The 24,408-nt window shown below is 39.3% G+C and carries 23 protein-coding genes; 10 read left to right on the forward strand and 13 right to left on the reverse strand.

Annotated features, from left to right (window positions below; all coding sequences use genetic code 11):
- Positions 1-23: 23 nt before the first annotated feature.
- From F907_RS00210 to F907_RS00195, 4 genes are read right to left on the reverse strand one after another with little or no spacing between them, the layout of a single operon-like run.
- Positions 24-1,028 carry an EpsG family protein gene (locus F907_RS00210; protein ID WP_016653325.1) on the reverse strand — a complete coding sequence of 335 codons (1,005 nt, stop codon included), beginning with the start codon at positions 1,026-1,028 and terminating at the stop codon, positions 24-26.
- Between the two features lies 1 nt (position 1,029).
- A complete protein-coding gene (locus F907_RS00205; RefSeq protein WP_228127266.1) occupies positions 1,030-2,016 on the reverse strand; it encodes a glycosyltransferase family protein in 987 nt (328 codons plus the stop codon).
- Between the two features lie 13 nt (positions 2,017-2,029).
- A complete protein-coding gene (gene wecB, locus F907_RS00200; protein ID WP_004798020.1) occupies positions 2,030-3,163 on the reverse strand; it encodes a non-hydrolyzing UDP-N-acetylglucosamine 2-epimerase in 1,134 nt (377 codons plus the stop codon).
- Positions 3,160-4,440: a flippase gene (locus F907_RS00195; RefSeq protein ID WP_228127265.1), complete on the reverse strand. Its 1,281-nt coding sequence runs from the start codon at positions 4,438-4,440 to the stop codon at positions 3,160-3,162. Before F907_RS00195 ends, wecB begins: the two co-directional genes overlap by 4 nt.
- 518 nt (positions 4,441-4,958) lie before the next feature.
- On the opposite strand from F907_RS00195, the gene F907_RS00190 reads away from it, so the two are divergent.
- The 5 genes from F907_RS00190 to F907_RS00170 all read left to right on the forward strand — a co-directional run bounded on the left by F907_RS00190 (position 4,959) and on the right by F907_RS00170 (position 10,333).
- Positions 4,959-6,071: a polysaccharide biosynthesis/export family protein gene (locus tag F907_RS00190; protein ID WP_016653326.1), complete on the forward strand. Its 1,113-nt coding sequence runs from the start codon at positions 4,959-4,961 to the stop codon at positions 6,069-6,071.
- 1 nt (position 6,072) lies between these two features.
- Positions 6,073-6,501, forward strand: coding sequence for a low molecular weight protein-tyrosine-phosphatase (locus F907_RS00185; RefSeq protein ID WP_016653327.1), 429 nt, complete (start codon positions 6,073-6,075; stop codon positions 6,499-6,501).
- 21 nt (positions 6,502-6,522) lie between these two features.
- Positions 6,523-8,715, forward strand: coding sequence for a polysaccharide biosynthesis tyrosine autokinase (locus F907_RS00180; RefSeq protein WP_016653328.1), 2,193 nt, complete (start codon positions 6,523-6,525; stop codon positions 8,713-8,715).
- Positions 8,716-8,894: 179 nt separating this feature from the next.
- On the forward strand, positions 8,895-9,602 hold the full coding sequence (locus F907_RS00175; protein ID WP_016653329.1) for a BamJ family beta-barrel-assembly machinery protein: 708 nt from the start codon (positions 8,895-8,897) through the stop codon (positions 9,600-9,602).
- Positions 9,603-9,649: 47 nt separating this feature from the next.
- Entirely contained in the window at positions 9,650-10,333 is a 684-nt protein-coding gene (locus tag F907_RS00170) for a BamJ family beta-barrel-assembly machinery protein (protein WP_016653330.1), read from the forward strand.
- On the opposite strand, the gene F907_RS00165 is transcribed toward F907_RS00170, so the two are convergent.
- The 3 genes from F907_RS00165 to ampD form a co-directional block, all read right to left on the reverse strand.
- Complete coding sequence (locus F907_RS00165) at positions 10,330-11,265, reverse strand: acyltransferase family protein (protein ID WP_016653331.1); 936 nt, start codon at positions 11,263-11,265, stop codon at positions 10,330-10,332. The genes F907_RS00170 and F907_RS00165 overlap by 4 nt on opposite strands.
- A gap of 27 nt (positions 11,266-11,292) precedes the next feature.
- On the reverse strand, positions 11,293-12,843 hold the full coding sequence (murJ, locus tag F907_RS00160) for a murein biosynthesis integral membrane protein MurJ (protein ID WP_171068398.1): 1,551 nt from the start codon (positions 12,841-12,843) through the stop codon (positions 11,293-11,295).
- 62 nt (positions 12,844-12,905) lie between these two features.
- Positions 12,906-13,499, reverse strand: a complete 594-nt coding sequence (gene ampD / locus F907_RS00155) for a 1,6-anhydro-N-acetylmuramyl-L-alanine amidase AmpD (protein ID WP_005277805.1) — start codon at positions 13,497-13,499, stop codon at positions 12,906-12,908.
- A 145-nt stretch (positions 13,500-13,644) separates the two neighbouring features.
- Between ampD and nadC the strand changes: the two genes are divergently transcribed.
- Complete coding sequence (gene nadC, locus F907_RS00150) at positions 13,645-14,490, forward strand: carboxylating nicotinate-nucleotide diphosphorylase (protein WP_016653333.1); 846 nt, start codon at positions 13,645-13,647, stop codon at positions 14,488-14,490.
- Here the strand turns inward: nadC and F907_RS00145 are convergent.
- From F907_RS00145 to F907_RS00125, 5 genes are all read right to left on the reverse strand, one after another.
- Entirely contained in the window at positions 14,487-14,678 is a 192-nt protein-coding gene (locus F907_RS00145; RefSeq protein WP_016653334.1) for an ABZJ_00068 family colistin stress protein, read from the reverse strand. The genes nadC and F907_RS00145 overlap by 4 nt on opposite strands.
- 244 nt (positions 14,679-14,922) lie before the next feature.
- Entirely contained in the window at positions 14,923-17,103 is a 2,181-nt protein-coding gene (locus F907_RS00140; RefSeq protein ID WP_016653335.1) for a phosphocholine-specific phospholipase C, read from the reverse strand.
- A 307-nt stretch (positions 17,104-17,410) separates the two neighbouring features.
- On the reverse strand, positions 17,411-18,127 hold the full coding sequence (rph, locus tag F907_RS00135) for a ribonuclease PH (protein ID WP_005277792.1): 717 nt from the start codon (positions 18,125-18,127) through the stop codon (positions 17,411-17,413).
- Between the two features lie 97 nt (positions 18,128-18,224).
- On the reverse strand, positions 18,225-19,367 hold the full coding sequence (locus F907_RS00130) for a fatty acid desaturase family protein (RefSeq protein WP_171068399.1): 1,143 nt from the start codon (positions 19,365-19,367) through the stop codon (positions 18,225-18,227).
- A gap of 33 nt (positions 19,368-19,400) precedes the next feature.
- Positions 19,401-20,426, reverse strand: a complete 1,026-nt coding sequence (locus F907_RS00125; protein ID WP_016653337.1) for a flavin reductase family protein — start codon at positions 20,424-20,426, stop codon at positions 19,401-19,403.
- Between the two features lie 313 nt (positions 20,427-20,739).
- Between F907_RS00125 and F907_RS00120 the strand changes: the two genes are divergently transcribed.
- The gene (locus F907_RS00120; RefSeq protein WP_016653338.1) at positions 20,740-21,390 is read left to right on the forward strand and encodes a TetR family transcriptional regulator; all 651 of its coding nucleotides are present in this window, start codon (positions 20,740-20,742) and stop codon (positions 21,388-21,390) included.
- Between the two features lie 107 nt (positions 21,391-21,497).
- Complete coding sequence (locus F907_RS00115) at positions 21,498-22,133, forward strand: TetR/AcrR family transcriptional regulator (RefSeq protein ID WP_004801761.1); 636 nt, start codon at positions 21,498-21,500, stop codon at positions 22,131-22,133.
- A 51-nt stretch (positions 22,134-22,184) separates the two neighbouring features.
- Here the strand turns inward: F907_RS00115 and F907_RS00110 are convergent, their stop codons facing one another.
- Positions 22,185-22,805, reverse strand: a complete 621-nt coding sequence (locus F907_RS00110) for a thiol:disulfide interchange protein DsbA/DsbL (RefSeq protein WP_005277783.1) — start codon at positions 22,803-22,805, stop codon at positions 22,185-22,187.
- 178 nt (positions 22,806-22,983) lie between these two features.
- Here F907_RS00110 and ubiG point away from each other — a divergent pair, with 178 nt between their 5' ends.
- Positions 22,984-23,700 (forward strand): bifunctional 2-polyprenyl-6-hydroxyphenol methylase/3-demethylubiquinol 3-O-methyltransferase UbiG, encoded by a 717-nt coding sequence (ubiG, locus tag F907_RS00105; protein WP_016542486.1) that lies wholly within the window; start codon positions 22,984-22,986, stop codon positions 23,698-23,700.
- Positions 23,697-24,401, forward strand: coding sequence for an HAD family hydrolase (locus F907_RS00100; protein WP_016653339.1), 705 nt, complete (start codon positions 23,697-23,699; stop codon positions 24,399-24,401). Before ubiG ends, F907_RS00100 begins: the two co-directional genes overlap by 4 nt.
- The last annotated feature ends 7 nt before the right edge of the window (positions 24,402-24,408 follow it).

Consider the following 24,408-nt stretch of genomic DNA (forward strand, 5'->3'; position numbering starts at 1 on the left):
AGGTCTACTTTCAAAAATAAACATTAATTCAAATATCCCAAAAAGGCGTTTACACTAGAATATATTTTGTAAGAAAAAAATACACCTAATGGCAAAGTTGAGAAATATAATACCTTCTTAAACTTTAAAGTTAAAAACAAATATGGCAATAGAAGGTATTGAAAAGGTATACCCAATCTCACCAAAATTTCCAGTTCAGGTATAATAAAATATGGAATAAATCCTAATGCACCATAAATTCTCAAGTCATTTAATTTTTCTGAATTTAACTTTGGTGAAAGAATTAAAAAAACATAACAAATAAAGGATATATATCTTGCAATATTAGATACCTCATCATAATTATCATTATTTAAATAAATCCCAATCCTACTCATTAAAAATTCAGGAAGAAAACTAAATATAGACCCAAACTTAAACATAACTAAAATAACAATAAAAACAATATGAATAATTTTCCCATTACTAATATTATTAATAGACTTTCTAAGCCAAATAAACAACAAAGAAAAAACTGAAAATATACTAGAATAATGTGAGAAAATTGCTAAAAAACTTATAGGAACAAGTTTAAAAATTATGTTTCTCACACCTGCTGGGTTTAAATAATATACACTATATAAATAAACAAAAATACTACTTGCCAAACCAAATCTAATTTGAATCAGTCCATGCATTAATCCATATGTCATCAACCAAAAAATTAGTAAAAAAATTGATTTTCCAATTGAATTCTTAAAAAAATTTAAAAAAGAGTGTGCTAAGAAAAATTGAATAAGAAAGATATAGATTGAATAAAAAATCACCAACGGATCAATAAAGAACAGCCCACTGAAATACTTTGCAATTTTAGAGAACAAATAGACAGTTGGCTCTATACTTAAAGAAAACTCAGTACTTGAGTTCATTATAATTAAATAATTATATTGATCCGGGTTTTTAATAACAAATAAAGAGATATAAACCAATATATAAGTTAAAAAAAACAGTATCAAAGGTAGGAAAAAAGATTTTTGATTTAATCTCATATTATATCACTTCAAATTTCTTAAATTTTTTTAAGATTTCCTTTATATACTTTTCATCAGAATAATATTTTTCAAAAAGCAACGAATATTCAGACTTAACCTCATCAGAACAAATTTTATTCTCTTCAAATTTTATGACCTTATCAATCATATCCAAATGACTTTTAGAACTTATCAAAAAATCACCTTTTAAATTTAACTTAAAATCAAAAATAAAATCTGAGTAAATTGGAATAACTCCATTAGCTAAATAGCCATTCATCTTTGTTGGAGTTGATACATTATTCACAACCATATCTTTTCTTATCAAGAAACCATATTTTATATTTTTCAACACATCATTCAGCTGTGAATATTCAACATAATCTACTACAATGTTCTTAATCTGATTTTTTTCAATTAAAAAAAATGCCTTTTCTTTCTCCGCAGTATATAAAAACATTTTTGCTGCAGGGATTTTATATTGAATCTCTTTAAAAACTTGCAGTGTTTCATTAATGCACTGCCAGTCAGATAAAGAGCCAGCATAAACAAAAGTTGGTTCTTTATATTTCTCGTCATAAAATGCATTCATATTTAATTTCTGATTGTAACAAGGCATAACCATAAAATTATTTTTTTTATATTTATATTTATATTTATAATGGTCTAACATTGCTCCAGACACAAAAAAATTAAACTTAGAAAAAAGCAATACAAACCTTTCAAAGAGAGATAGGTACATCCAACGTATGTTTCTTTGAAACCTTTTATTAGAAAAAAGCATCCTTGCCTCTTCAGGAGTAACCCCCTGAAACCAGTGAAAAATGAATTGCTTTGGGTTTCGCAACCATGTATAAAAGAAAGCTTTTAACGATATAGTTAAAACTTTATCATTTTTTTCAATATTTTTTAAATCATCAATAATCAATACAGCTTGGCCACTAGCCTCCAATGATTTCTTTATAAGCTGCACATAATAGTCTGTAGCATCATTGCGCTCATTCATCAAGAAAACTATTTTATACATTTCTTAAAATCTCAATAATCTTTTCACTTGCAGTTCCATCGCCATAGGGATTATGGGCTGTACTCATTTTCTTAAATTCGTCATAATTATCTATTAATAATTGTGATTCATTTACTATATTTTCTTTTATTGCTCCAACTAGTTTCACAGTTCCTGCTGTTACAGCTTCTGGGCGTTCAGTTGTGTTACGCATCACCAATACGGGCTTCCCTAATGAGGGAGCTTCTTCTTGAATACCACCACTGTCTGTAATAATAAAAAAAGATTTGCTCATCAAATAGATAAAATCCTCATATTGTAATGGTTCTATCAAATGAATATTATCAATCCCTTTTAATGTATCATTTACAATCTGACGGACATTGGGGTTAAAGTGCACAGGATATACAATGTCAAGTTCTGGATTTTTTAATGCTATCTCTTTCAAAGCTTCACAAATATTTAGAAAACCATTACCAAAATTTTCACGTCTATGCCCCGTAACTAAAATAAATTTTTTATTATTGAAATTAGTATATTTACTTTTTATGCCCTGACTTATTCTTGTTAATAAGCTTTGATCATTTTCAATCTTATCAACAGTATATAATAATGCATCTATCACGGTGTTACCTGTAACAAAAACTCTTTCCTCTTTCTTTTTTTCGTTCAGTAAATTTATTTTGCTTATTTCAGTAGGGGCAAAATGTACATCTGCTAAAACGCCTGTTAATTGGCGATTTGCTTCCTCTGGCCATGGAGAGGATATATCATAAGTTCTGAGTCCGGCCTCTACATGCCCTACCTTAATTTTGGTATAAAACGCGGCTAAACTTGCTGAAAAACTAGTTGTAGTATCACCATGAACCAAAATAATTTCAGGTTCAAAATCCATCAAGACTTGTTTCAACCCCAACAGAACATTTGCAGTGATATCGAATAAATCCTGCCCTGCTTTCATGATATTAAGGTCATAATCAGGTTTTATTTCAAAAATATTAAGGACTTGGTCTAACATTTCCCTGTGCTGAGCTGTCACACATACTTTTGTTATAAATTCTTCAGGATGACTACATAGTGCTTTTACAAGTGGTGCCATTTTAATAGCTTCAGGTCTTGTTCCAAATACCAATAAGATTTTTTTCATAACTTCTTACCCTTAATCATCACTATCATTGCCACTGTTAAGATAATTTCACCAATTATCATCGCGTAAAGTATACCATCTATCAACATCTCAGGTATAAGTATGAGATTCATGAGAGTTGTAATTGAACCACTTACAATAAAGGCTAACATATAGAATTTGTCTAATTTTTTTGCCGAAAGATATTGAATACCCAGAACATTATTCATTACGCTAAAAAACAACCAGATCATCATCACTTGTAGAACATAAGAGTAGATAACCATTTTTTCACCATAAAACATCTCAACAATAAATGGTGCAAATAACGCAACGCTACTAGAAATGACTAAAGCAATTAAAGCCATTACACTGATCAATTTTTTCAAATATTGTTTTTGAGAGTCGTTATCTTCTTGGAATTGCTTACAACTTATTGGATATAATGCCTGAGTAATAGGCGCAAACAAACCTACAATTGCTTTGAATAGTTTTTCTATGGCAGCATACAACCCCACTACAGTATTAGAAGCGTAAAATCCTAATATCAATAGTCCCGATGATGTTAAAGCTGTACTTAACATAGTTGTTAGAAATAAATTCGACCCTCCTTTCACATGTTTAAGTAATTCTTGGCGCGTTTGTAACTCAAAATAGATACCAAAATCTTTTCTAATCAAGTACAAACTATAAATTCCACCTACAATAGAGCCTAAAGCTACAAGCACAGGAACTATAAAATAATCTTCAGGACTTTTGACAAATATGAAAATACTGAGTGTAGATAGGACTTTTGATATTACATTTATTACAGTAATAAACTGCATTTTTTCTACTCCCTGGAAAAACCATACAGGAAATAGTACTTGCCCTATCACAGACCCAAATGTAAGCCAATATACCAAAGCATATTCATTAAACTTATGAACAAAATGGATCAATAACGCCAATATACCTACTGACAATATTGTTAAAAACAACTTAATAGTCATTACGCTATTAACAATTTTTACCAACTCTTTTTTATTTGACTTATTTAATGATATTTCTCTGGTCGCTGTATAGTTAAAACCGTAGTCTGTTACAACAATAAAAAAAGCTATAACAACTGTTGCTAATGAAAGTACGCCGAACTTATCAACACCAACAACTCGCACTAGATAGGGTAACGTCAATAAAGGCAATAAATAATTCAAACCTTGCACAGTTGCAAGAGAAATGAGGTTTTTTAAAAATACAGACTTATTTTTTAAAAATTTGCTTAAACTCATACAACTTATTATTGATGAGTCACTCACTCATCAATACCTTTTCAAAATTTTACACTTAGAAGCTTTGTCAACCAATCACTTGAAACTTATCTACTCTACATCTAGACATATAGAACTTTGCAATTTTTCCAATATGAATTATTACAGCTATTTTATTAACTTGAAAATAGGACATGCCCTATAAATTAATGAAATTATTCATTCTACATCTTATCAAACAGTTTAGAGTACACACTTTTAAAAAGCTATTTTTAAAATGAATTCAGCCAAACCATAAGAAATAAAATATTATTTAATTAAATTACAGCAACTTAGCCAAAATTAAATTAAACATAGTCATATCTAAAAACGCAATATTTTCCATTTCTCCTCCGAAAAACTATTAACAAAAAACACTAACGTCTCTATAAAAATTTCGCTTCTAATACAATTGCGCTTAAACAAGCTCAAACAATTAGATACCCAACCTAACTTTTTTAGCTTACAATCCATTTTTAAGATTAGACTCTAAGCAACAATCGCAGTATAAAATAAGGGTTTTGAATGTGAAGCATCCGTACACATCACTGTTTACAATTTTAGCCATTTCGATTTCATTTTCTGGTTGTGCTATCACTTCAGGACTTCAAACTTATGATCTACCAAGTGAGGGAAACTATCAGACTGATCAAGGTGCCAATATTGCAGTTGTTCAGTTGACTCAAGAAAACCTACTCAATCAAATTAATGAGAATAATACGCCAAAAAAGGATCTTCGCCCTCTATTTAACACACAGCATTATCAATATCGCTTAAGTGCTGGTGATGTACTTTCTATTCAATTATGGGCTTATCCTGAAATCACACCGCCAGTCAACAATATTAATAATACTGAATCGGCTCAAGCAAGCGGATATCCTATTGATACGAGTGGAAATGTACAACTTCCTCTAGTCGGTCAAGTGCATGTTGCAGGTAAAACACTCCCTGAAATCAATCGCTTTTTACATAGTCAATTCGCAAAATATTTAAAAGCACCAGACATTGTTGTTCGCGTTCTATCCTATGAGGGCAATCGCTATTTTGTAAATGGTCAGGTTATGCGTAGCGGGCAATATACCTTAAAAGACCAACCGATTAGTTTATATACCGCATTAAGTATGGCTGGTGGTATCAAAACTGAAACTGGGGATAGCACAGCAATTCAACTGATTCGTAATGGCCTTACCTATGATCTAGATCTCATTTCGCTTGAAAAAAATGGCTACTCTTTACACAAGCTATTAATTCAACCCAACGATACCATTTTTGTGAATACCAAGCAAAATCAAAAACTTTATGTCATGGGTGAGTCTAGTCGTAGCCAAGCAATCAGTCTGCGTGATCAAGGTATGACTTTAAGTGATGTCCTTGGTGAAAGTGAAGGTATCAATCCTTATTCAGCAAGCGCAGCACGAATTTTTGTGATGCGTACAAATCTCAATACCCAAAAATCTACTGTCTACCATTTAAATCTTAGTAACTTTGGTAATTTAGCATTAGCCAATCAATTTCAAATGCAGAAAAATGATATTGTTTATATTGATGCTACAGGGTTAACACGCTGGCAGCGTATCATGAATCAGGTCATTCCATTCTCTAGTGCTTTATATACTTTTGATCGATTGGGTAAAAACTAGCATGCAATTACAAAATATCCTAGTTGTCTGTGTCGGTAATATCTGCCGAAGCCCTATGGCAGAGTATTATTTAAAAGTCCAGCATCCAACTTTAAACATTTCATCAGCTGGTATTGCCGCGCTTGTTGGAAATTCTGCTGATGCCAAAGCGATTCATTGTATGGACCAAGTGAAAATCGATATGCGGGCACACGTCGCTCGCCAATTGAATGCTGAATTGATCAAGCAAAATGATCTGATTCTCGTCATGAGTAATAATCAACAAAAACATATCGAACAAACTTGGCCATTTGCAAAAGGAAAAGTTTTTCGGTTAGGACATTGGCAAGGACAAAACATACCAGACCCTTACCAACATGACCAAGCATTTTTTGATCAAACTTGTCATAATATTCAAAGCTATGTGCAAGATTGGCGTAACCGATTATAATTCCGTATTAGTTGTAAACTTATGAACCAAAATTCTAAAATTAGTGAAGATACGATTGATTTAAAAGAGTTATTCTTTTCTTTAATCGCACAATGGAAAATTATTGCACTTTGTGTAATTTTAAGTTTGATCTGTGCAATTCTTTATCTGCGCATTACATCAGATATCTACTCTGTAGATGCAATGGTCCAAGTTGAAGAGAGTAAAGGGGCCGCCTCTGCCGCACTGCTTGGTGATCTCTCAAAGGTTACAGGTGGTCTAGCCCAGAAATCCCCTGCTGATGCAGAAATTGAAATTTTACGCTCTAGAATGGTTCTAGGCCAAGTAATCCGTAATCTTAATCTAGACATTACAATCAAAGATAATACATCTGGATTAATGAACAAACTTGCCTCAAAGAATGATGATAAGCTTAAATATCAACATGATGCAGTCACCTTTACTAACCAGCAGAATACTTTAATCATTAAACAACTAGCTGTACCTGAACGTTATCTAGATAAACCACTAAAATTAGAATTCAAAGAATCTAATCACTTCAATTTTACCTATAAAGACCAAATTGTGTTTAATGGTAAACTTAACCAAAAAGGCACATCAGAAACAAATAAAGGTTCATGGGTTGTCGAGATTAATGCTCAGGGTGATCTATCCAAGCAAAGCTATACTTTAACTAAATTTGCGCTACCTACAGCGGTTAAAAATTTTAATGAAATATACTCTGTTGCAGAAAAAGGGAAAATGACTGGTGTCATTGGCCTAAGCTATCTAGGTCAAGACCCAGAACAAATCACCCAAATCCTCAATAATGTCTTAAATGTATATCATCAACAAAATATTGAGCGTAAATCGTTAGAAGCTAAACAAACTTTAGTTTTCTTGGAAAAACAGCTCCCAGAACTTAGAAAACAACTGGAAGATTCTGAAATCAAATTTAACCAGTTCCGTGAAAAATATAAAACGGTTGACGTGAATGCTGAATCAGAACTGTTACTAAAACAAAATATTGATCTAGAAAAGTTAAAAATCGAATTGCAACAGAAACAAGCTGAGCTTTCAGCCAAGTATACCAATGATCATCCATTAATTCGTCAGATTGATGCGCAGGTTACTGAACTGAATAAAAAAATTGCTGATCTAAACAACCGTCTTACCCAGCTTCCTGAAACACAACGCCTCTATTTACAACTCTACCGTGATGTCAAAGTAAATACAGAGCTGTATACTTCATTACTCAATTCGTATCAACAATTGAAAATTGCCAATGCAGGTGAGATTGGCAATGTCCGCATTATTGATACGGCAGTAGAGCCGGTTAAGCCAATTAAGCCACAAAAGTTGATAGTTTTAATTTTATCAATTTTTGTAGGTGGATTTATTGGCGTTTTAATTGCCCTGATTCGAAACATGTTTCAAACAGGTGTTAAAGATTCGGCGCAAATCGAAAATGAATTTGACCTACCCGTTTATGCTACTGTACCCCGTTCACCTATTCAGGAAACTCGTATGAGTATCTTGAAAAAGAAAAAATCGATTCCTATTTTGGCGGTCAAACATAGCGATGATATTGCCATTGAAAGCTTGAGAAGCATTCGAACCGCAATCCATTTTGCTTTGAGCAGTGCAAAAAATAATATCATCATGATTTCTGGTCCAGCACCAGAAGTTGGTAAATCCTTTGTCTCAACCAACCTCGCAACGATATTTGCACAAAGTAATAAGCGTGTATTACTGATTGATGCCGATATGCGTCGTGGCTATATGCATAAATACTTTAATCTAGAGGTAACCCCAGGTCTATCGGAGCTATTAAGTCAACAAGTTAATCTGGAGCAAGTTCTACATCAAACTCATGTTGAAAATTTAGATGTGATTAGCCGCGGTAAAAGCCCAACCAATCCATCTGAGATGCTAAGCTCTTCATTCTTTAAAGAACTTTTAGAAAAACTCAGCCCGCTCTATGATCATATTATCATTGATACACCGCCTGTTTTAGCGGTTACCGATGGGATTATTATTTCTCAATATGTCGGTGTCAATTTGATGATCGCCCGCTTCGCGAAATCGCAAATGAAAGAGCTGGAACTGAGTGTTAACCGCTTTGAACAAGCCGGGGTTAAAGTCAATGGCTTTATCCTCAATGATATTCAGCGTAGTAGTGCAAGTGGTGGATATAATTATGCATACGCATATGCCGCACAAAAAGATAATTAATATCATCTAACTGAATGATGCAAAGCCAGATCTCCGGATCTGGCTTTTTATTTGATATCTGCAAACATAAATCTTATAAAAAACACACGCATTTTTGCGGTTAATTATTCAATGCCCTAGCCTATACATGCTAAGATCAATGCCATATTTTTTATCAAAATCTCACTTTGGGACATCTCATGAGTAAAGCTTTACCTTTCGTTGTCGCGGTCGTTTTAGGCGGTGCAGCGCTCGTTCCTGTATATTATGCGACTAAACATCCGGCAACTGAACTTGGGGCCGAAGCTGATAAAAATGCTGCACCTGTTGCAAAAATCAGTTATGCATTGGGCTATGAAGTTGCCAAGCAAACCCCACCTGAATTAGAAACCAGTGCCTTCATTACCGGTTTCCGTGATGGACATGGGCAAAAACCTGCTGCCTATACAGAAGAGGAATTACAAGCCGCTTATGTTGAGTTCCAGAAAGAAATGCAACAAAAACAGCTCAATGACAGTAAAAAAGTTGAAGCAACTAACAGTAGCTTCCTAGCAGAAAATGCGAAAAAAGAAGGCGTGAAAACTACGGCTTCAGGTCTACAATATAAAATCACCAAAGAAGGTACAGGTAAACAACCGACTGCCAGTTCTGTGGTAAAAGTTCATTACAAAGGCCAACTCACCGATGGTAAAGTCTTTGACAGCTCTTATGATCGTGGTGAACCAATTGAGTTCCCACTGAACCAAGTGATTCCAGGTTGGACTGAAGGCTTACAACTGATGAAAGAAGGCGGTAAGGCAACGCTTTATATTCCTGCGAACTTAGGTTACGGTGAGCAAGGTGTTCCTGGTTCAATCCCACCAAATAGCACATTAATTTTTGATGTAGAATTAATCGCGGTAAAATAAACTGATATAAGGAGAGCTTGTGCTCTCCTTTATTTTTGGAAGAAATAATGAAAAAACTAAGTTTAATTTTAATTGCCTCAACCATCGGAACGGTTCAAGCGGCACCTATTACACAAAAAAGCCCACAAAAAGATCAACTTGGCTATAGCTATGGTTATCTGATGGGTCGAGGTAATGCTGAAACTTTAAAAGATTTGAATATGGATGCCTTTGTACAGGGCTTACAAGAAGCCATTCAAGGGAAAAATGCCTCCTTAACGGATGAGGAAATGGCCAATGTTCTCAGCCAATATAAAAAGCGCTTGGAAGCAAAGCAACTGGTTGAATTTCAAGAACAAGCACAAAAAAATGATCAGGCAGGTAAAGCCTTTTTAGCTGAAAATGCGAAGAAAGCTGATATCGTCACAACCAGATCAGGCCTGCAATATCAGGTTTTACAGCAAGGCAAAGGCAAAACACCAAAGGCAACATCTACAGTGAAAGTAAACTATGAAGGACGTCTATTGGATGGTACAGTCTTCGATAGTTCTATTGCACGCAATCATCCGCTTGAGTTTAAGCTTAGCCAAGTGATTTCAGGCTGGACCGAAGGTGTGCAAACCATGAAAGAAGGGGGCAAAAGCCGTTTCTTTATTCCTGCCAATTTAGCATACGGTGATGTTGGCTCTGGTGATGCAATTGGTCCCAACAGTACCCTGATTTTCGATATTGAGTTACTTGAAGTCCACTAAAGTAAATACTTCAGTTTTTTATTTAAAAGAGTCAATACGTATCCCAATATTATTGATGCAGACAATATATATATGGTAAAAACTATTGTATTATTTGCATCAAATTTCTTTGCAAATTCGAACATAATTATTGGATGAATGAGATAAATTGCAGTTGAAAGTGCAGCAATGTTTTTGCTATGACTTTGAACATTCAGTTTAAGAGTAAAGATGAAGATTGCTGGCGCAATCAATAGCAACATGACAAGGAGATCAAGTGATTCCTTATAACTAATAAAGTAATAATGAATAAATGATTCAAATATCAACAATAAGAGCAAGCTGAATATCAGATATATACTAATATTGATTTTACGATCAATTCTATATTTATTAACCCAAAGCCCAACCATCATAAATGGAAAGCACATCATAAGGAAGTTTCGATAACTTCTAAAATCATTCAGGAAGTTGTCTGCTTCCCTAGAAAATAAATGTAAATTTCCTACTGTCTGCATGACATAGCCGCTAAAAAAGCATAGGAGTACTGCGCTTAATTGGAAAGCGAAAGAAAGGCTTTTCAACCAATATACGAGTAGCCCTGCAAAGAATGTCCCTATTAAATACCAAAGTATAAAATAGCCAAAAAAAAGGCTTTTGATATTTTCTATTAAAGATGAGTCAGAAAACCAAAATAATAAATAAAACAACATCCAAATCGAATAAAGGATAAGAAGCCGTCTTCCCCAATTAACTAGTTTATTAAAATCATCAACATAAAAAAAATAATACCCTGTGATCACAAGAAAAATAGGAACAGCTATTCGACATATGCCGTTTACAGTCGTAAAATACAAAGGTCCATTGATATCTCGAAACAAATTACAGTGTAGCATTACAACAAAAAAAGATAGACAGAGCTTTAAAATGTCTAATGCTACATTTCTCACCATTTTTATAATTCAACTCTTTCCCGTTTTCTAAGCTTTTAAATGTCGAGGACGGAAACCCGTCACCAACAATCCAATCACATAAGCCATTACGCCGACCACACACAAACCGACCACCTCTGCGATGCGTAACCATTGCGAGATATCACCTTGGTACCACGTTAAACCATACCAAAGTGCAGCGATCATGGTGATATTGGCCACGGCATATTGGAATGCCAATTTCTTCCAGTGCCCACCAAAACGATAAATATTACGTTTATGTAAATAGAAATACAGCATCCCTGCATTCACCAGAGCAGAACCTGAAGAAGCAAGCGCTAAGGCCATATGCTCTGCATGCCAATCAATCAACTTAAAGAAGCCAATAAAGATCACGTTTAAAATAGCATTGGCTGCGACCGCCATTAAACCGACACGAACGGGTGTTTTGGTATCTTGTTGTGCATAAAAACCAGGTGCAAAGACTTTGATTAACATAAACGAGATCACCCCCGCACTCATACATTGCAAGGCCAATGCTGTCATTCGGGTATCTTCTAAAGTGAACTCACCTCGTTGGAACAAGGCTTGAATAATTGGTGTCGAGAGCATAAACAGCGCAATACTCGATGGAATACCCACCAACAGAATAATCTTGGCAGCCCAATCGATCATATTTCTAAATTTAGCTTGATCTTGTTCCGCATGACGCGCAGACAGTGAAGGTAAAATCACGGTGCCAATTGCTACGCCAATCAAACCGAGTGGCAGTTCAGTCATACGTTCTGCACTGTATAACCAAGACACCGAGCCATCCTGCATGAATGAAGCCCAAATGGTGTTCAGTAATAAATTAATCTGTGTGACCGAAACACCAAACAAAGCAGGAAGCATTAATTTTAAAATGCGATCGACGCCTTCATGCTTGAAGTCCACTTTAGGCGGAATCAGTAAATTCTTCTTCCATAATTCAGGAATCTGGATCGCCAATTGTAAAACGCCTGCAACCACGACAGCCCAACCTAAGGCCATAATCGGTTCCGCCATGTACGGCGTCAGCCACCACGCCCCTGCAATCATCGCGACATTCAGCAACACTGGTGAAAATGCAGGTGATGCAAATGAGCCATAACTGTTTAAGATACTGCTGGCAAAAGCCGTCAATGACATAAACATTAAGTAGGGAATGGTCAGGCGAAACATATCGACCGCGAGCTCAAATTTCTCTGGATCGTTATGGAAACCTGGCGCATATAAATAAATAATCGCTGGGGCAGCCACCATCGCCACAAAGGTCAATAAAGACATGGCCGTGAGCAAACAGCCAAACACCCGACTAATTAAAATCTGGACTTCGGCGTGCGCTCGACTGGTTTTGTATTCCGTTAAAACAGGAATGAAAGCCTGAGAGAAAGCCCCCTCGGCAAATAAGCGCCTGAAAAAGTTGGGAATACGAAAGGCAACGACAAAAGTATCGAAGTCCTTACCAGCACCAAATACATTGAGCAGCACCACATCACGTACTAAACCCAACACTCGAGATAACATCGTCATTGCACTGACAATTACAGTCGATCGCCACAATGCCATCGCATTCACCTACGGCTTATCTTTTAAAAAGCGTTATTGTAATGAAAGTCCAAATAGATTTTGTTATCAAATCATAAATCCGACGAGATTTTTTTAGATAACTTTTGTTTAGCCAACAAATTTCGGAATAATTGCCAATCAAAATGTTCGCCTGGATCGGTTTTACGATTTGGCGCAATGTCAGAATGGCCTGCAAGATGCTGTTGAATCTTTGGATAAGCCTGTTGCAACGTGCTGACCACTTCAACTAAAGCTTGATATTGTTCAGGCTCAAAAGGTAAATCATCACTGCCTTCTAGCTCAATCCCGATGGAATAATCATTACATTCTTTCTGAGCTAAATAACTAGAACGCCCTGCATGCCAAGAACGATCATTAAAATTCACAAACTGAATCACCTCACCGGTCCGCAAAATCAGCAGATGAGTAGACACTTTCATTCCTTCAATCGTTTGGAAATAAGGATGCACAGACCAATCCAGTTGATTTTGAAAGAATTGCTGAATATAACCACCACCGAACTGTGAGGGTGGCAAACTGATATTGTGAATGACAATCAGTTGAATCTCGGTATCGGCAGGACGTGCATTAAAATTGGGCGACGCAATCTGTGTTGCGCCGACCAATACACCGTCTTGTACTTGAGTAAATCTAGCGTGTTGCATGAGGACTCGAATCAGCAATTTAATCTTTACAGCAGCCATTCTGCCATGCTTTATCTAGAATAATCGAGATGAAATGCTTATTTTTTACGATGGGAATGCTAATATAACGCACACGTTTTTTAGTCAAACATACACTGGAACTGGTATGAGTATCGCTCAATCTTTGCTTGAACACTCTATTCAAATCAATATTCAACAAGCATTACAAGAAGATATTGGGGATGGCGATATCACGGCCCTACTCACACCAGCCGATGAACAAGCCACAGCCACCATTATTAGCCGTGAAGAGATGATTCTAGCAGGCCAACCTTGGGTGAATGCTTTAATTCAGGCTTATGACAGCTCAGTTCAAGTCACCTGGTTAAAACAGGAAGGCGATATTGTTGCCACCAATGAAGTCTTTTTAAAATTGGCTGGCTCGGCGCGCAGTTTGCTCACCGTAGAACGCCCAGCATTAAATTTCATTCAAACCTTGTCCGCGGTTGCCACCAAGACTGCTAGCTATCTCAAACAACTCGAGGGTTTACATACCAAACTACTGGATACACGTAAAACCTTACCAGGCCTGCGCATTGCACAGAAGTATGCTGTTGCCGTGGGGGGTGGACAAAATCATCGTTTAGGTTTGTTTGATGCTTTCTTAATTAAAGAAAATCACATCATGGCCGCAGGCGGTATTGCGCAAGCGATTCGTCAAGCGCAAGACATTGCACCGGGCAAGCCAGTCGAAGTAGAAGTAGAAACTTGGGATGAACTGAATCAAGCGCTTGAAGCAGGTGCTGATATTGTCATGCTAGATAATTTCAGCCAGCAGCAGATGATTGATGCGGTCAAGCATGTAGCAGGTCGTTGTAAACTCGAAGCCTCAGGCAATATCACCATCGACAATTTACGTGAAGTTGCGACCACCGGGGTCGATTACATCTCTATGGGCGTGTTGACCAAAGACGTACGCGCAGTTGATTTATCAATGCGCTTTAACGCTTAAGCCTGATCAAGGTCTTTTTCTTGCTTTACAGGCTGTTGCTGAGCAACAGTCTCTGTCTGAATCAATTGGGTTGTTGCAACTCGCTCACTCCACGCTGATTTGGCTTCGGTCGAATCAGTCGGTCGTGGATCCGCAGCCATTAAGACAAAAGTGACTGCAGTAAGTAAAACCAGAAAAATTTGTAGCATCGTTATTATCCCTTCATGATCTTCGTTTCAATTTTTGCCTAATCTATCAAAGTAAAATGAGCCAAATCTGAGGACTGTGTTACAGCATGCAAACGCACCGTGATCTCTTGTTGAAGATGATAGGGTTTTGTCGGCATTCGTTAAACGTATGTAAAGCCACATCAAGAAACAGGTCTATTCATTCAACACAAAAGCAGCCCAAACCTTCTTAGGCTGCTTTTTGTTCAACTGGATTGAAATGCTTTTATGAATCCGTAAATCCCATATACGGATCAGAAATTGAGTCTTCATGGGTCTCCATACGACCCGCAAAACGGCGACTATAACTTGGATCATTTTCAATCGTGACGGTAAAATCATACCAGCCACCGAATTCAGACATATCCCAACTCAGTTCTTTTTCCGTCGTTGCCGTTGCAATGGTCCAGATCTTCTTCGGTAAGTAAGCATTGGCTTTAATGACCAGTTTAGCGGTTTGGGCCGCATCATTACGGACTTTTAAGAACAGCTTCGGATCACACGCTTCCATACAGACACGAATTTCTGGCAGCGCCTGAATCTGTGCCGCCTGCGTCAGGTTACCCGCAAAACTGCGATGGAAACCATTTGGCCCCAATACCCACAAATCATACTGATTGTCTTTGCTCTGCCAAACATCATCCAGTTGCTTGCCTGCCTCCACCATATAGCGGCGTGGTACAGCATCTAGATTCAACTTATCATAGACATGGAAAACTGCAGCATGCGTGCCTGTATTCGAGAACATCAGTTTGACGGTTTTCGCTGTGGCATCTACTTTGGCACTGGTGTGTAAGACATAAGGCAATGCACGCGATGGGCGAATCCCCATCTCTTGTACAGGATAAGTCTGACTTAAAGGACGGCTGACCTGTGCTAAACGCTCCTGCGCTTTACGAATCGCATCTGCTTCAGCCTGACTCTTTTTACCAGATAAGTCTGGTACAGGCAGTAAATTAGGTGTTTTGAAATTAAATGCCGAGGTTAAATCTCCGCATACAGCACGGCGGTATGGGCTAATATTCGGCTCTTGTACCCCAAAACATTGCTCGAGGAAACGAATCACCGAGGAATGATCAAAGACTTGTGAATTCACCCAGCCACCGCGGCTCCACGGTGAAATGATATACATCGGCACACGAATCCCTGGTCCATAGACCCCGACACCATTACTGACTTTAGGGTCAGTAAAGTTTGGTTGTCCAGTAGAGGCTTTGGCATGTGTTGCATATTCATAGGACATTTGTTCTTTGCTCAGCGTCGACTTGCCATAGACCGTTCCAGCCGTATCCATTGACGGTGCACTTGGTGAAGGCACATGGTCAAAGAAACCATCATTTTCATCAAAGTTGATTAATAAAACCGTTTGGCTCCAAAGTTCTGGGCGTGCAGTGAGGGCATTCAGGACTTCTTGGATATACCATGCCCCTTGTACAGGGCTTGATGGACCAGGATGTTCACTATAGGTCGCAGGTGCCACCAACCAGCTCACTTGTGGTAATTGGTCCTTGGCAATATCTTCTTTAAATGTTCCGAGAAAACCGCCATCGGGCATGGTATTGGCAATGCCTTTATACAACGGTTGGCTAGCATCAATCGCTGGGTCATAGGCTGGGCAAATGGTGCTGTTATTCACGGGCTTGCCAGATAACTCATTGGCACGACGATATTGTTTAAACCCTGCCAATGGATTATCGGTAAAGTTGTCAGGCATGTTCTGATAAACTTTCCAGCTCACGCCAGCTTGCTGCAAACGTTCTGGATAAGTGGTCCAGTCATAGCCTGTTATTGATGGACCAATCGCATCGAGATCATTCACCACACTGGCAACGTTGGCCCCTGTTGGACCATTGGTTCCTGTCCAGATAAACATCCGGTTAGAGTTGGTACCGGTATGCATGGCACAGTGATAAGCATCACATAGGGTAAAAGCATTGGCTAAGGCAAACTGGAATTCAACTTCCTGTTGTTTGTAATAACCCATCGATTGGGGTTGCTTGTATTGCACCCAATTACCCATGCGCCCATGATCCCAGGCATATTGCCCATCAGTCCATGAATGCGGTGTACCGCTCACCCGTTGCGCGTTGCCACGGCTACTGTCCAAGTGATAGGGATAAACTTTATTCTGCTTGACATCGTATTGTTCCCACACTTTTCGGCCTTGGCTCAACGGAATGGTGAATCGATCACCGAAACCGCGTACTCCCTTCAAAGTACCAAAATAATTATCAAAAGAGCGGTTTTCCTGAGTCAAGATCACCACATGTTTGACATCTTTAATGGTGCCAGTCTCCACCTTGGCATCAATCGCAAGCGCTTTTTGAATACTCATCGGGAAACTGGTCAGCGCGGCTGTACCAAATAAGGCTTTGGTTGAATTTAATAAAAAGTCACGACGATTCATGTATAGATTTCCTTATTTTTATTGTTAGGGTGCACAGTGGATTTTGCAGCTAGGCTGTGATGGCTGCGGGTTTGACGTTGAATTATTATTGTCGTCACTATCGTTACAGGCACTCAGTAACAAGCAGCTCCCAGCAAGTAACGCTAAAAAGAAATTTCGCATTTGACTATCCGTTAAATATCAGTGCAGATAGTCAATACAATCTAAATGACAGTTCGATGATGATTTGATCGCAATTCGATGACAAAAAACAGATAAAAAAAAGGCGGTCTAAAAAAACCAGACCGCCCGCACTATCAACTGGAACTTACCAACCGAGTGCCTGCTGTTGCTTTTGAATCAATTCTGCGATTCCTTTTTCGGCAAGCTCTAACATGGCATTGCACTGCTGGCGCGTAAACGGTTTATCTTCTGCCGTTCCTTGAATTTCAATAAATTCACCCGCCTGTGTCATCACCACGTTTAAATCAGTTTGGCAATTTGAATCTTCTTCGTAGCATAAATCGAGTAGCACTTCGTCTTGATACATCCCGACAGAGATTGCTGCGACTAAGCTTTTTAATGGATCTTGTTTAATTTTCTTATTGCTGAGCAATACATTCATGGCATCAACCAAAGCTACGGCTGCACCGGTAATCGCAGCAGTACGAGTACCACCATCGGCTTGGATGACATCACAGTCGATGGTAATCGTGTTCTCACCCAATTTCTTCAAATCCACCATGGCACGTAAGCTACGACCAATCAGGCGTTGAATCTCCTGAGTACGACCCGTTTGCTTACCACGCGCCGCTTCACGATCACTACGGGTATGGGTAGAACGCGGTAACATACCGTATTCCGCAGTGACCCAACCTTGACCCTGACCTTTCAAGAAACGAGGGACTGAGTTCTCAATGCTTGCGGTACACAACACTTTGGTATGACCAAACTCAACCAAAACTGAGCCTTCTGCGTAACGAGTATAGTTACGGGTAATTTTGACCTCACGTAATTGGTCTAATGTTCTTTGGTCAATACGCATAACGTTTCCTTAAAACTATGGCTCAAATATCATTGCGCCATAGTATAGCTCAATTACACGTGCTTTCAGTTTTACTTATTGGTTACAATTCACCGAATTAAGCAAACTTGAACTTGGCCTTGAGATTGCTCCAACCATGTGCCAACTGTGCTAACAGATCATTTGGCAATGAACATTTGGCTAAGCGTACCCACACTGTCCAGAACTGTTTCATAAAGTTCGCTTCGTTATAGTTCACCCCATATTCAGCACATAAGGCTCTGATTTGTGGTGCAACTTGCTCATAACGATTGGCTGGCATATCGGGGAATAAATGATGTTCAATCTGATGGCTCAAGTTTCCACTCATAAAGTGCATCCATTTGCCACCCGTGAAGTTACTTGAACCCCGAATCTGGCGAAGGTACCACTGCGCCTTGGTTTCGTTCTCGGTATTATCCGCTTCAAAGGTTTCAGCATCTTCAGTAAAGTGACCATTAAAAATCACCGCAGATGACCACACGTTGCGCATGATATTCGCCACTGCATTGCCTGCTAATACCGGAATAAAGTTGATGGTCGCAATCGCTGGGAAGAACACATAATCTTTCAACACTTGGCGTCTGGCTTTTTTACGGAACTCGGCCGCATCTGCCCAGACCTGTTTCCAGGTTTTGGTTTTATACACCAACGCATCTTCTAGATGCAGATTTTGCACACCGACATACCACTGGAAAAAGAACATCAACTGTAAGGCCAATGGAATATTGGCCAAATGACGAACTTCCCACTTCTGATCTTCAGTCACGCGTAAAATGCCATAGCCGACGTCATGATCTTTACCGACAATATTGGTATAGGTATGGTGCATGTAGTTATGCGTGTAGCGCCAGTCATTACCAGAACAGGTATTGTCCCAATCGTAGTCTTCGCCACGCAAACTTGGGTCATTCAGCCAGTCAAACTGACCGTGCATCACATTATGGCCCAACTCCATGTTCTCGACGATTTTAGAGACACCGAGCATCGCGGTTCCCAATAACCATATCGGTGGAATCCAGCCACCGAACATCAACATGCCACGTGACGCGATTTCGGTATAACGCACAAAATTGCGGACTTTATAGATATATTTTGAATCCTGCTCGCCGAGATTCTGCATCACTTCTAAGCGAATTTCCTCAACACGGCGACCGAACGCCTCGACTTGTTCAGGGGTTAAATGCGCTGACTTTGATACTGTTTTAAATTCTAATGCCATATTCATGGTGTTCATCCTCAAATATCTTTGTTTTTATAGATCAATGGTGACTGGGCTTAAGGCCTGGCTGACACATAACTTGATCGGACGATTCGGTTGATCATCAATTTCACCCGTGATGACGTTCTGGGTAACGCCACTGACTTTGGTACAGCTACAGCGGTTACATACGCCCATGCGGCAACCATGTTGTGGGCGTAAACCTGCTTGTTCTGCACTACTCAGCAGATTGGTCGTGGCAATAAAATTCTGTTGCGCACGACGGAAACTAATCGGTTGAGCCTCACTGGAATGCTCGATTTGTACAGGTTGGAAAAATTCTTGATGGAAGTTTTCCGCGGCACCCTGCTGTGTATAAATGTCTTGTGCTTGGCGCATCATGCTGTGATGACCACACGCATACGCTTTTACATCTTTAAAATTCGGAACTAACTTTTCTAACAATGCAGCATCTAAATGTTGTTTCTGTGCAGATGTATTAAAGAAGTGATAATGCAACTGTGGATATTGTTCAGCTAAAGCTAAAATCTCTTGATGAAACACTTCAGCGCGATTGAAGTACAACACATGAATGTCTTCGAGTTGCTGTTGTAATGCTTGTTGCAATAAAGAATAGATCGCGGTAATGCCTGAACCTGATGCAATCAGCACGGCGGGTTGCTGCCCCTGATGCAAGACAAAGTCGCCCTGTGCCTGTGAAATCTCAAAGTGATCGCCAACACGAAGTTGCTGAGCAGCTTTAGACACCACACCCTGGACTTTGATGCCCAAACGAATTTCGCCTTGAGACGTCACATCAATAATTGAATAACTACGTTGCTGATACACCCCATGAATCATCAGGGTAATCAACACGCTTTGCCCCGCTTGGACTTGGCGAACATCAAAATTATGATTGGGCTTTAAGGTCAATAACACCATATCTGCACTGAGTGGCTGTACCGCAGTGACTTCTGCAAGCGTACGCTTCCAAGCAAAGCTTGGTTTGATTTTTTGCAAAATAAAATCAACAAAATCTTCACGAATCCAATGGGGTTGATAACTTAACTCTGCGTTCATACGTTCCTCGTTTTGTATCTGGCTATTTATATTGAGTGAACAAATGTTCATATAGTGAACATGTGTACACTATATTTATTTGTGTTCACTGAGTCAACACTTGTTCACTAATTTTTTGGATATTTTTTATACTTTTTGATAAGCCGTTTAAAATAAGGGAAAAATTAAAAAAAATACGCATGCCATGAGCTCATATCTAACAGGCTCTGATCATGGAAAGATCAAAAACATTGGTCTTTAGCAATGGACAAGGACTAAAAAGTTTCTGTTTTTTTTGCTAGACTCTGCTGTACGGTTTCAATGAGTCTTATTCATGTCGATTAGAGATGAACGAAAACAACAGAGTCGGCAGGCTTTACTCGATGCAGCACTTCATCTCAGCACTGCTGGGCGCTCATTCAGTAGTATTAGTTTGCGCGAAGTTGCTCGCGAAGTGGGCTTGGTGCCTACGGCGTTTTATCGTCATTTTCAAGATATGGACGCACTTGGGCAAGAGCTGGTTGATCAAGTCTCTTTGCATTTAAAAAGTTTGATTCATCAATTGGGACAAAGCTATTTACTCCATAGCGGTTCAGCCAAAACCCGAACCAGCATTGAAATGTTTGTACAAGCCGTCAATCACAGCCCACAACAATGGCAGTTTATGATTGCAGAACGTTGGGGCGGTTCAGAGACGGTGCGTATCGCGATTGCCCGTGAAATTGAATTTTTGATCGAAGACCTTGCGATCGATCTGTGCAAACTGGAAACCTTCAAACATATCAAAGAAGCCAAGGACTTACAGGTACTCTCGACCATTTTGATTAATATGTCGTTTACGTGGGCCATGACCTGGATCAATCTACCCAAACAATTCACCATTGATCATTTGCTTGAACAACAAAACCTGTTTATTGACAATGCCGCGACTCAAGTCCGCTTATTATTCAGTGGGATCTCGAATTGGGAACCCCAAAACGCCTGACCCGATACAAACCAAAGTTTGATATATAAAAGCATTGCTTAGCGTTATGATGAATTAGACACAAATGCAAATGCAGTGTAGAACACTATGAGGAGCTTATAAGCATCATGAATCCTGATCGTCATACTCAGTTCTTAATTCGTAAAGAAAAAATTTTGCAGGTTGCGGAAAAGCTGTTATTAGAAAACAACCAAGAAATGACCCTAGATGAACTGGTTGCTGAACTGGATATTGCCAAGGGCACCTTATACAAACATTTCCGCAGCAAGAATGAATTGCTGTTGGAGCTCATTATTCAAAATGAAAAAGAAATTTTAAAGATTTCAGACAAATACAATACTGATGTTAAAGAGTACGCGCCACGCTATATGCTTTATCATTTAACCTCACCAAGTCGTACCATTCTGCTGCATCAGTTAGAAGAACACCTCACCATGACCGAGTCGAAGTTAAAGCATCTATTTGATGAACTTTACGCCATTCGTCAGCAACGCATTGTGTCATTAAAAGACATGACCGAAAAATATTTAAAATCACAAAATTACGATATGTCGATTCGGGACTACCTGTCTTATATCTGGTCACTGACCTATGGTGCTGCCTTATTACTGAACTCAAGCTATTACCAGCGTTCAATCGGCTCACGCGAGAAGTTAATCAACCTCTATGTCAATCAGGCCTTGTCACTACCGACACAAAAAGTTCAGATTGATTTAAAAGACTTACAGATCGATCAAAACTAAATCAAAAAAGGACTGCAATCGCAGTCCTTTTTTGTTGGAGACAGCTCTAAGTTATTTCGCTTGACGCTCTTTTTCCAATAAATAATCAACCACCTGGGTTACTTTGCCATCTTCACCCTGCACCACATATTTACCATTCACGACCACGGCTGGCACGCCCGTCAACTGGTATTGCTGTGCCAACTTATTTGATTCGGCAATTTTTGCCGTGATCGGGAATGAGTTAAACATGCTGTTAAATTTCTGCTCTGGCACACCATAACGCGCAAAGAATTTTGCTTGCGATGCTTGGTCAAAAATCTGCTGATTGCCGTCATGAATCGCATGGAACAATGGAATATGGGTTTTCTTGCGTACACCCAGTGCCTCAGACACATAGTAACCGCGTGCCCCTTGTTCCCAGACTTTATTCATCGCCGCAGGCGTACGTAAGAAATAAACGTCTTTTGGAATTTGCTTTAACCATGTTTGCATATGTGGCTCAAGCTTGAAGCAGTGCGGGCAGCCATACCAGAAGAACTCACGTACTTCGAGTTGTCCAGCAGGTGCTGAGGTTTTGCCTGGATTGGCAATCACGGTATAGTCTTTACCAGCCACAAAATCTGCTGCCATTGCATTCATTGAGAATGCCAACGCAACTGCACTTAAACCACCTAATACTAACTTTTTCATTGGCTTTGCTTTTCCTCTAAGCATTTTTCGTAAGTTTATATGCTAAATATAAAACAAACACGAGCAATTCGTTTTGCTTCTGTGAAGTTTTTTATTGGATTTATCGCTTTTTTTGCCAGAATCGCTACACTACCAACAGATTAAACCGAAATAATCATCCTAATATAGAGGTGACACCATGTCGCAATTGAATGTTGACCCGCAAGAAATCGCAAAATTTGAAGCATTGGCTGCCAAATGGTGGGATCAACATTCAGAATTCCGCCCACTTCATCAAATCAATCCCTTACGTCTCAATTGGGTCGATGAACGTGTTGGTGGCTTGGCGGGCAAGAAAGTGCTCGATGTCGGCTGCGGTGGCGGTATTTTGGCTGAAAGCATGGCGCGTCGTGGTGCCGATGTCCTCGGTATCGATATGGGTGAAGCCCCTCTTGCTGTTGGTCGCTTGCATGCACAACAAGACAATGTGCAAAACATTGAATATCGTCAAATTCCAGTTGAACAACTGGCGCAAGAGCAAGCAGGTCAATACGATGTGGTGACCTGTATGGAAATGATGGAACACGTGCCTGATCCGGCCTCAATCGTGAAAGCGTGCCAAACGCTGGTCAAACCAGGCGGCCATGTGTTCTTTTCGACCATTAACCGTAACCCTAAATCGTATTTATTTGCGATTATTGGCGCGGAATATGTGCTGCGTTTATTGCCTAAAGGCACGCATGACTATCATAAATTCATTCGCCCTTCAGAAATGGCGCATGATATTCGTAATGCAGGGCTTAGCCTGAAAGAAATGACCGGCTTACACTACAACCCGATTACCAAACACTACTGGTTAGCGCCGAATGTGGATGTGAATTACATGGTGCATACCACCAATGCAGGTGCCGAATGAAAGCTGTTTTATTTGACCTCGATGGCACCCTGATCGACACCGCTGCGGACTTTATTCGTATCATCCAGCAAATGTGCCGAGATGAACAACGCCCCGTGGTCGATGCCGATACCATTCGTACTCAAGTGTCTGAAGGCGCGCGTGCCATGGTAAAACTGGTCTATCCAGAATTAGAGGTCACAGACCCTGTATTTTTAGCGCATCGACAACGCTTTCTAGATGTGTATGGTGACAATATTGTGGTCGATACCGACCTGTTTTCAGGGATGTATCCGTTGCTTGAGGAACTTGAAGCGCATCAGATTCCGTGGGGCATTGTAACCAACAAACCACGTGGTTTAAGTGAGTCGTTATTGGCCAAACTGGATCTGACTGAACGCTGTGCGGTCTTGGTCTGCCCAGAAGATGTCCGCAAGACCAAACCCGATCCTGAACCCATGTATTTGGCTGCCAAACAGCTCGAGATCGATGCTCAAGAGATTATCTATGTCGGTGATCATCCACGCGATATTGATGCAGGTCGCCATGCCGATATGTATACCATCTTGGCAGCCTACGGCTATTTACCGGTAGAATCACGTGATGATCTTGCTGCTTGGCAGGCTGATGCCATCATTCATAGCACTGCTGAACTGCACCAACTGCTTAAACAGAAAATCACGGTGTTGTCAGAAAATCAGGGTATGATGGGCTCAATTTAAATTTTTG

The sequence above is a fragment of the Acinetobacter colistiniresistens genome, from assembly GCF_000413935.1.
GTDB lineage: Bacteria > Pseudomonadota > Gammaproteobacteria > Pseudomonadales > Moraxellaceae > Acinetobacter > Acinetobacter colistiniresistens.

Coding starts and splice junctions, on each gene's coding strand:
- wecB (WP_004798020.1), bottom strand. CDS start 3,163: ATGAAAAAAATCTTATTGGTATTTGGAACAAGACCTGAAGCTATTAAA.
- ubiG (WP_016542486.1), top strand. CDS start 22,984: ATGTCGCAATTGAATGTTGACCCGCAAGAAATCGCAAAATTTGAAGCA.
- F907_RS00130 (WP_171068399.1), bottom strand. CDS start 19,367: ATGGCATTAGAATTTAAAACAGTATCAAAGTCAGCGCATTTAACCCCT.
- F907_RS00120 (WP_016653338.1), top strand. CDS start 20,740: ATGTCGATTAGAGATGAACGAAAACAACAGAGTCGGCAGGCTTTACTC.
- ampD (WP_005277805.1), bottom strand. CDS start 13,499: ATGCAACACGCTAGATTTACTCAAGTACAAGACGGTGTATTGGTCGGC.
- F907_RS00185 (WP_016653327.1), top strand. CDS start 6,073: ATGCAATTACAAAATATCCTAGTTGTCTGTGTCGGTAATATCTGCCGA.
- F907_RS00125 (WP_016653337.1), bottom strand. CDS start 20,426: ATGAACGCAGAGTTAAGTTATCAACCCCATTGGATTCGTGAAGATTTT.
- F907_RS00100 (WP_016653339.1), top strand. CDS start 23,697: ATGAAAGCTGTTTTATTTGACCTCGATGGCACCCTGATCGACACCGCT.
- F907_RS00140 (WP_016653335.1), bottom strand. CDS start 17,103: ATGAATCGTCGTGACTTTTTATTAAATTCAACCAAAGCCTTATTTGGT.
- rph (WP_005277792.1), bottom strand. CDS start 18,127: ATGCGTATTGACCAAAGAACATTAGACCAATTACGTGAGGTCAAAATT.
- F907_RS00205 (WP_228127266.1), bottom strand. CDS start 2,016: ATGAATGAGCGCAATGATGCTACAGACTATTATGTGCAGCTTATAAAG.
- nadC (WP_016653333.1), top strand. CDS start 13,645: ATGAGTATCGCTCAATCTTTGCTTGAACACTCTATTCAAATCAATATT.
- F907_RS00165 (WP_016653331.1), bottom strand. CDS start 11,265: ATGGTGAGAAATGTAGCATTAGACATTTTAAAGCTCTGTCTATCTTTT.
- F907_RS00115 (WP_004801761.1), top strand. CDS start 21,498: ATGAATCCTGATCGTCATACTCAGTTCTTAATTCGTAAAGAAAAAATT.
- F907_RS00110 (WP_005277783.1), bottom strand. CDS start 22,805: ATGAAAAAGTTAGTATTAGGTGGTTTAAGTGCAGTTGCGTTGGCATTC.
- F907_RS00180 (WP_016653328.1), top strand. CDS start 6,523: ATGAACCAAAATTCTAAAATTAGTGAAGATACGATTGATTTAAAAGAG.
- F907_RS00175 (WP_016653329.1), top strand. CDS start 8,895: ATGAGTAAAGCTTTACCTTTCGTTGTCGCGGTCGTTTTAGGCGGTGCA.
- F907_RS00170 (WP_016653330.1), top strand. CDS start 9,650: ATGAAAAAACTAAGTTTAATTTTAATTGCCTCAACCATCGGAACGGTT.
- F907_RS00210 (WP_016653325.1), bottom strand. CDS start 1,028: ATGAGATTAAATCAAAAATCTTTTTTCCTACCTTTGATACTGTTTTTT.
- F907_RS00145 (WP_016653334.1), bottom strand. CDS start 14,678: ATGCTACAAATTTTTCTGGTTTTACTTACTGCAGTCACTTTTGTCTTA.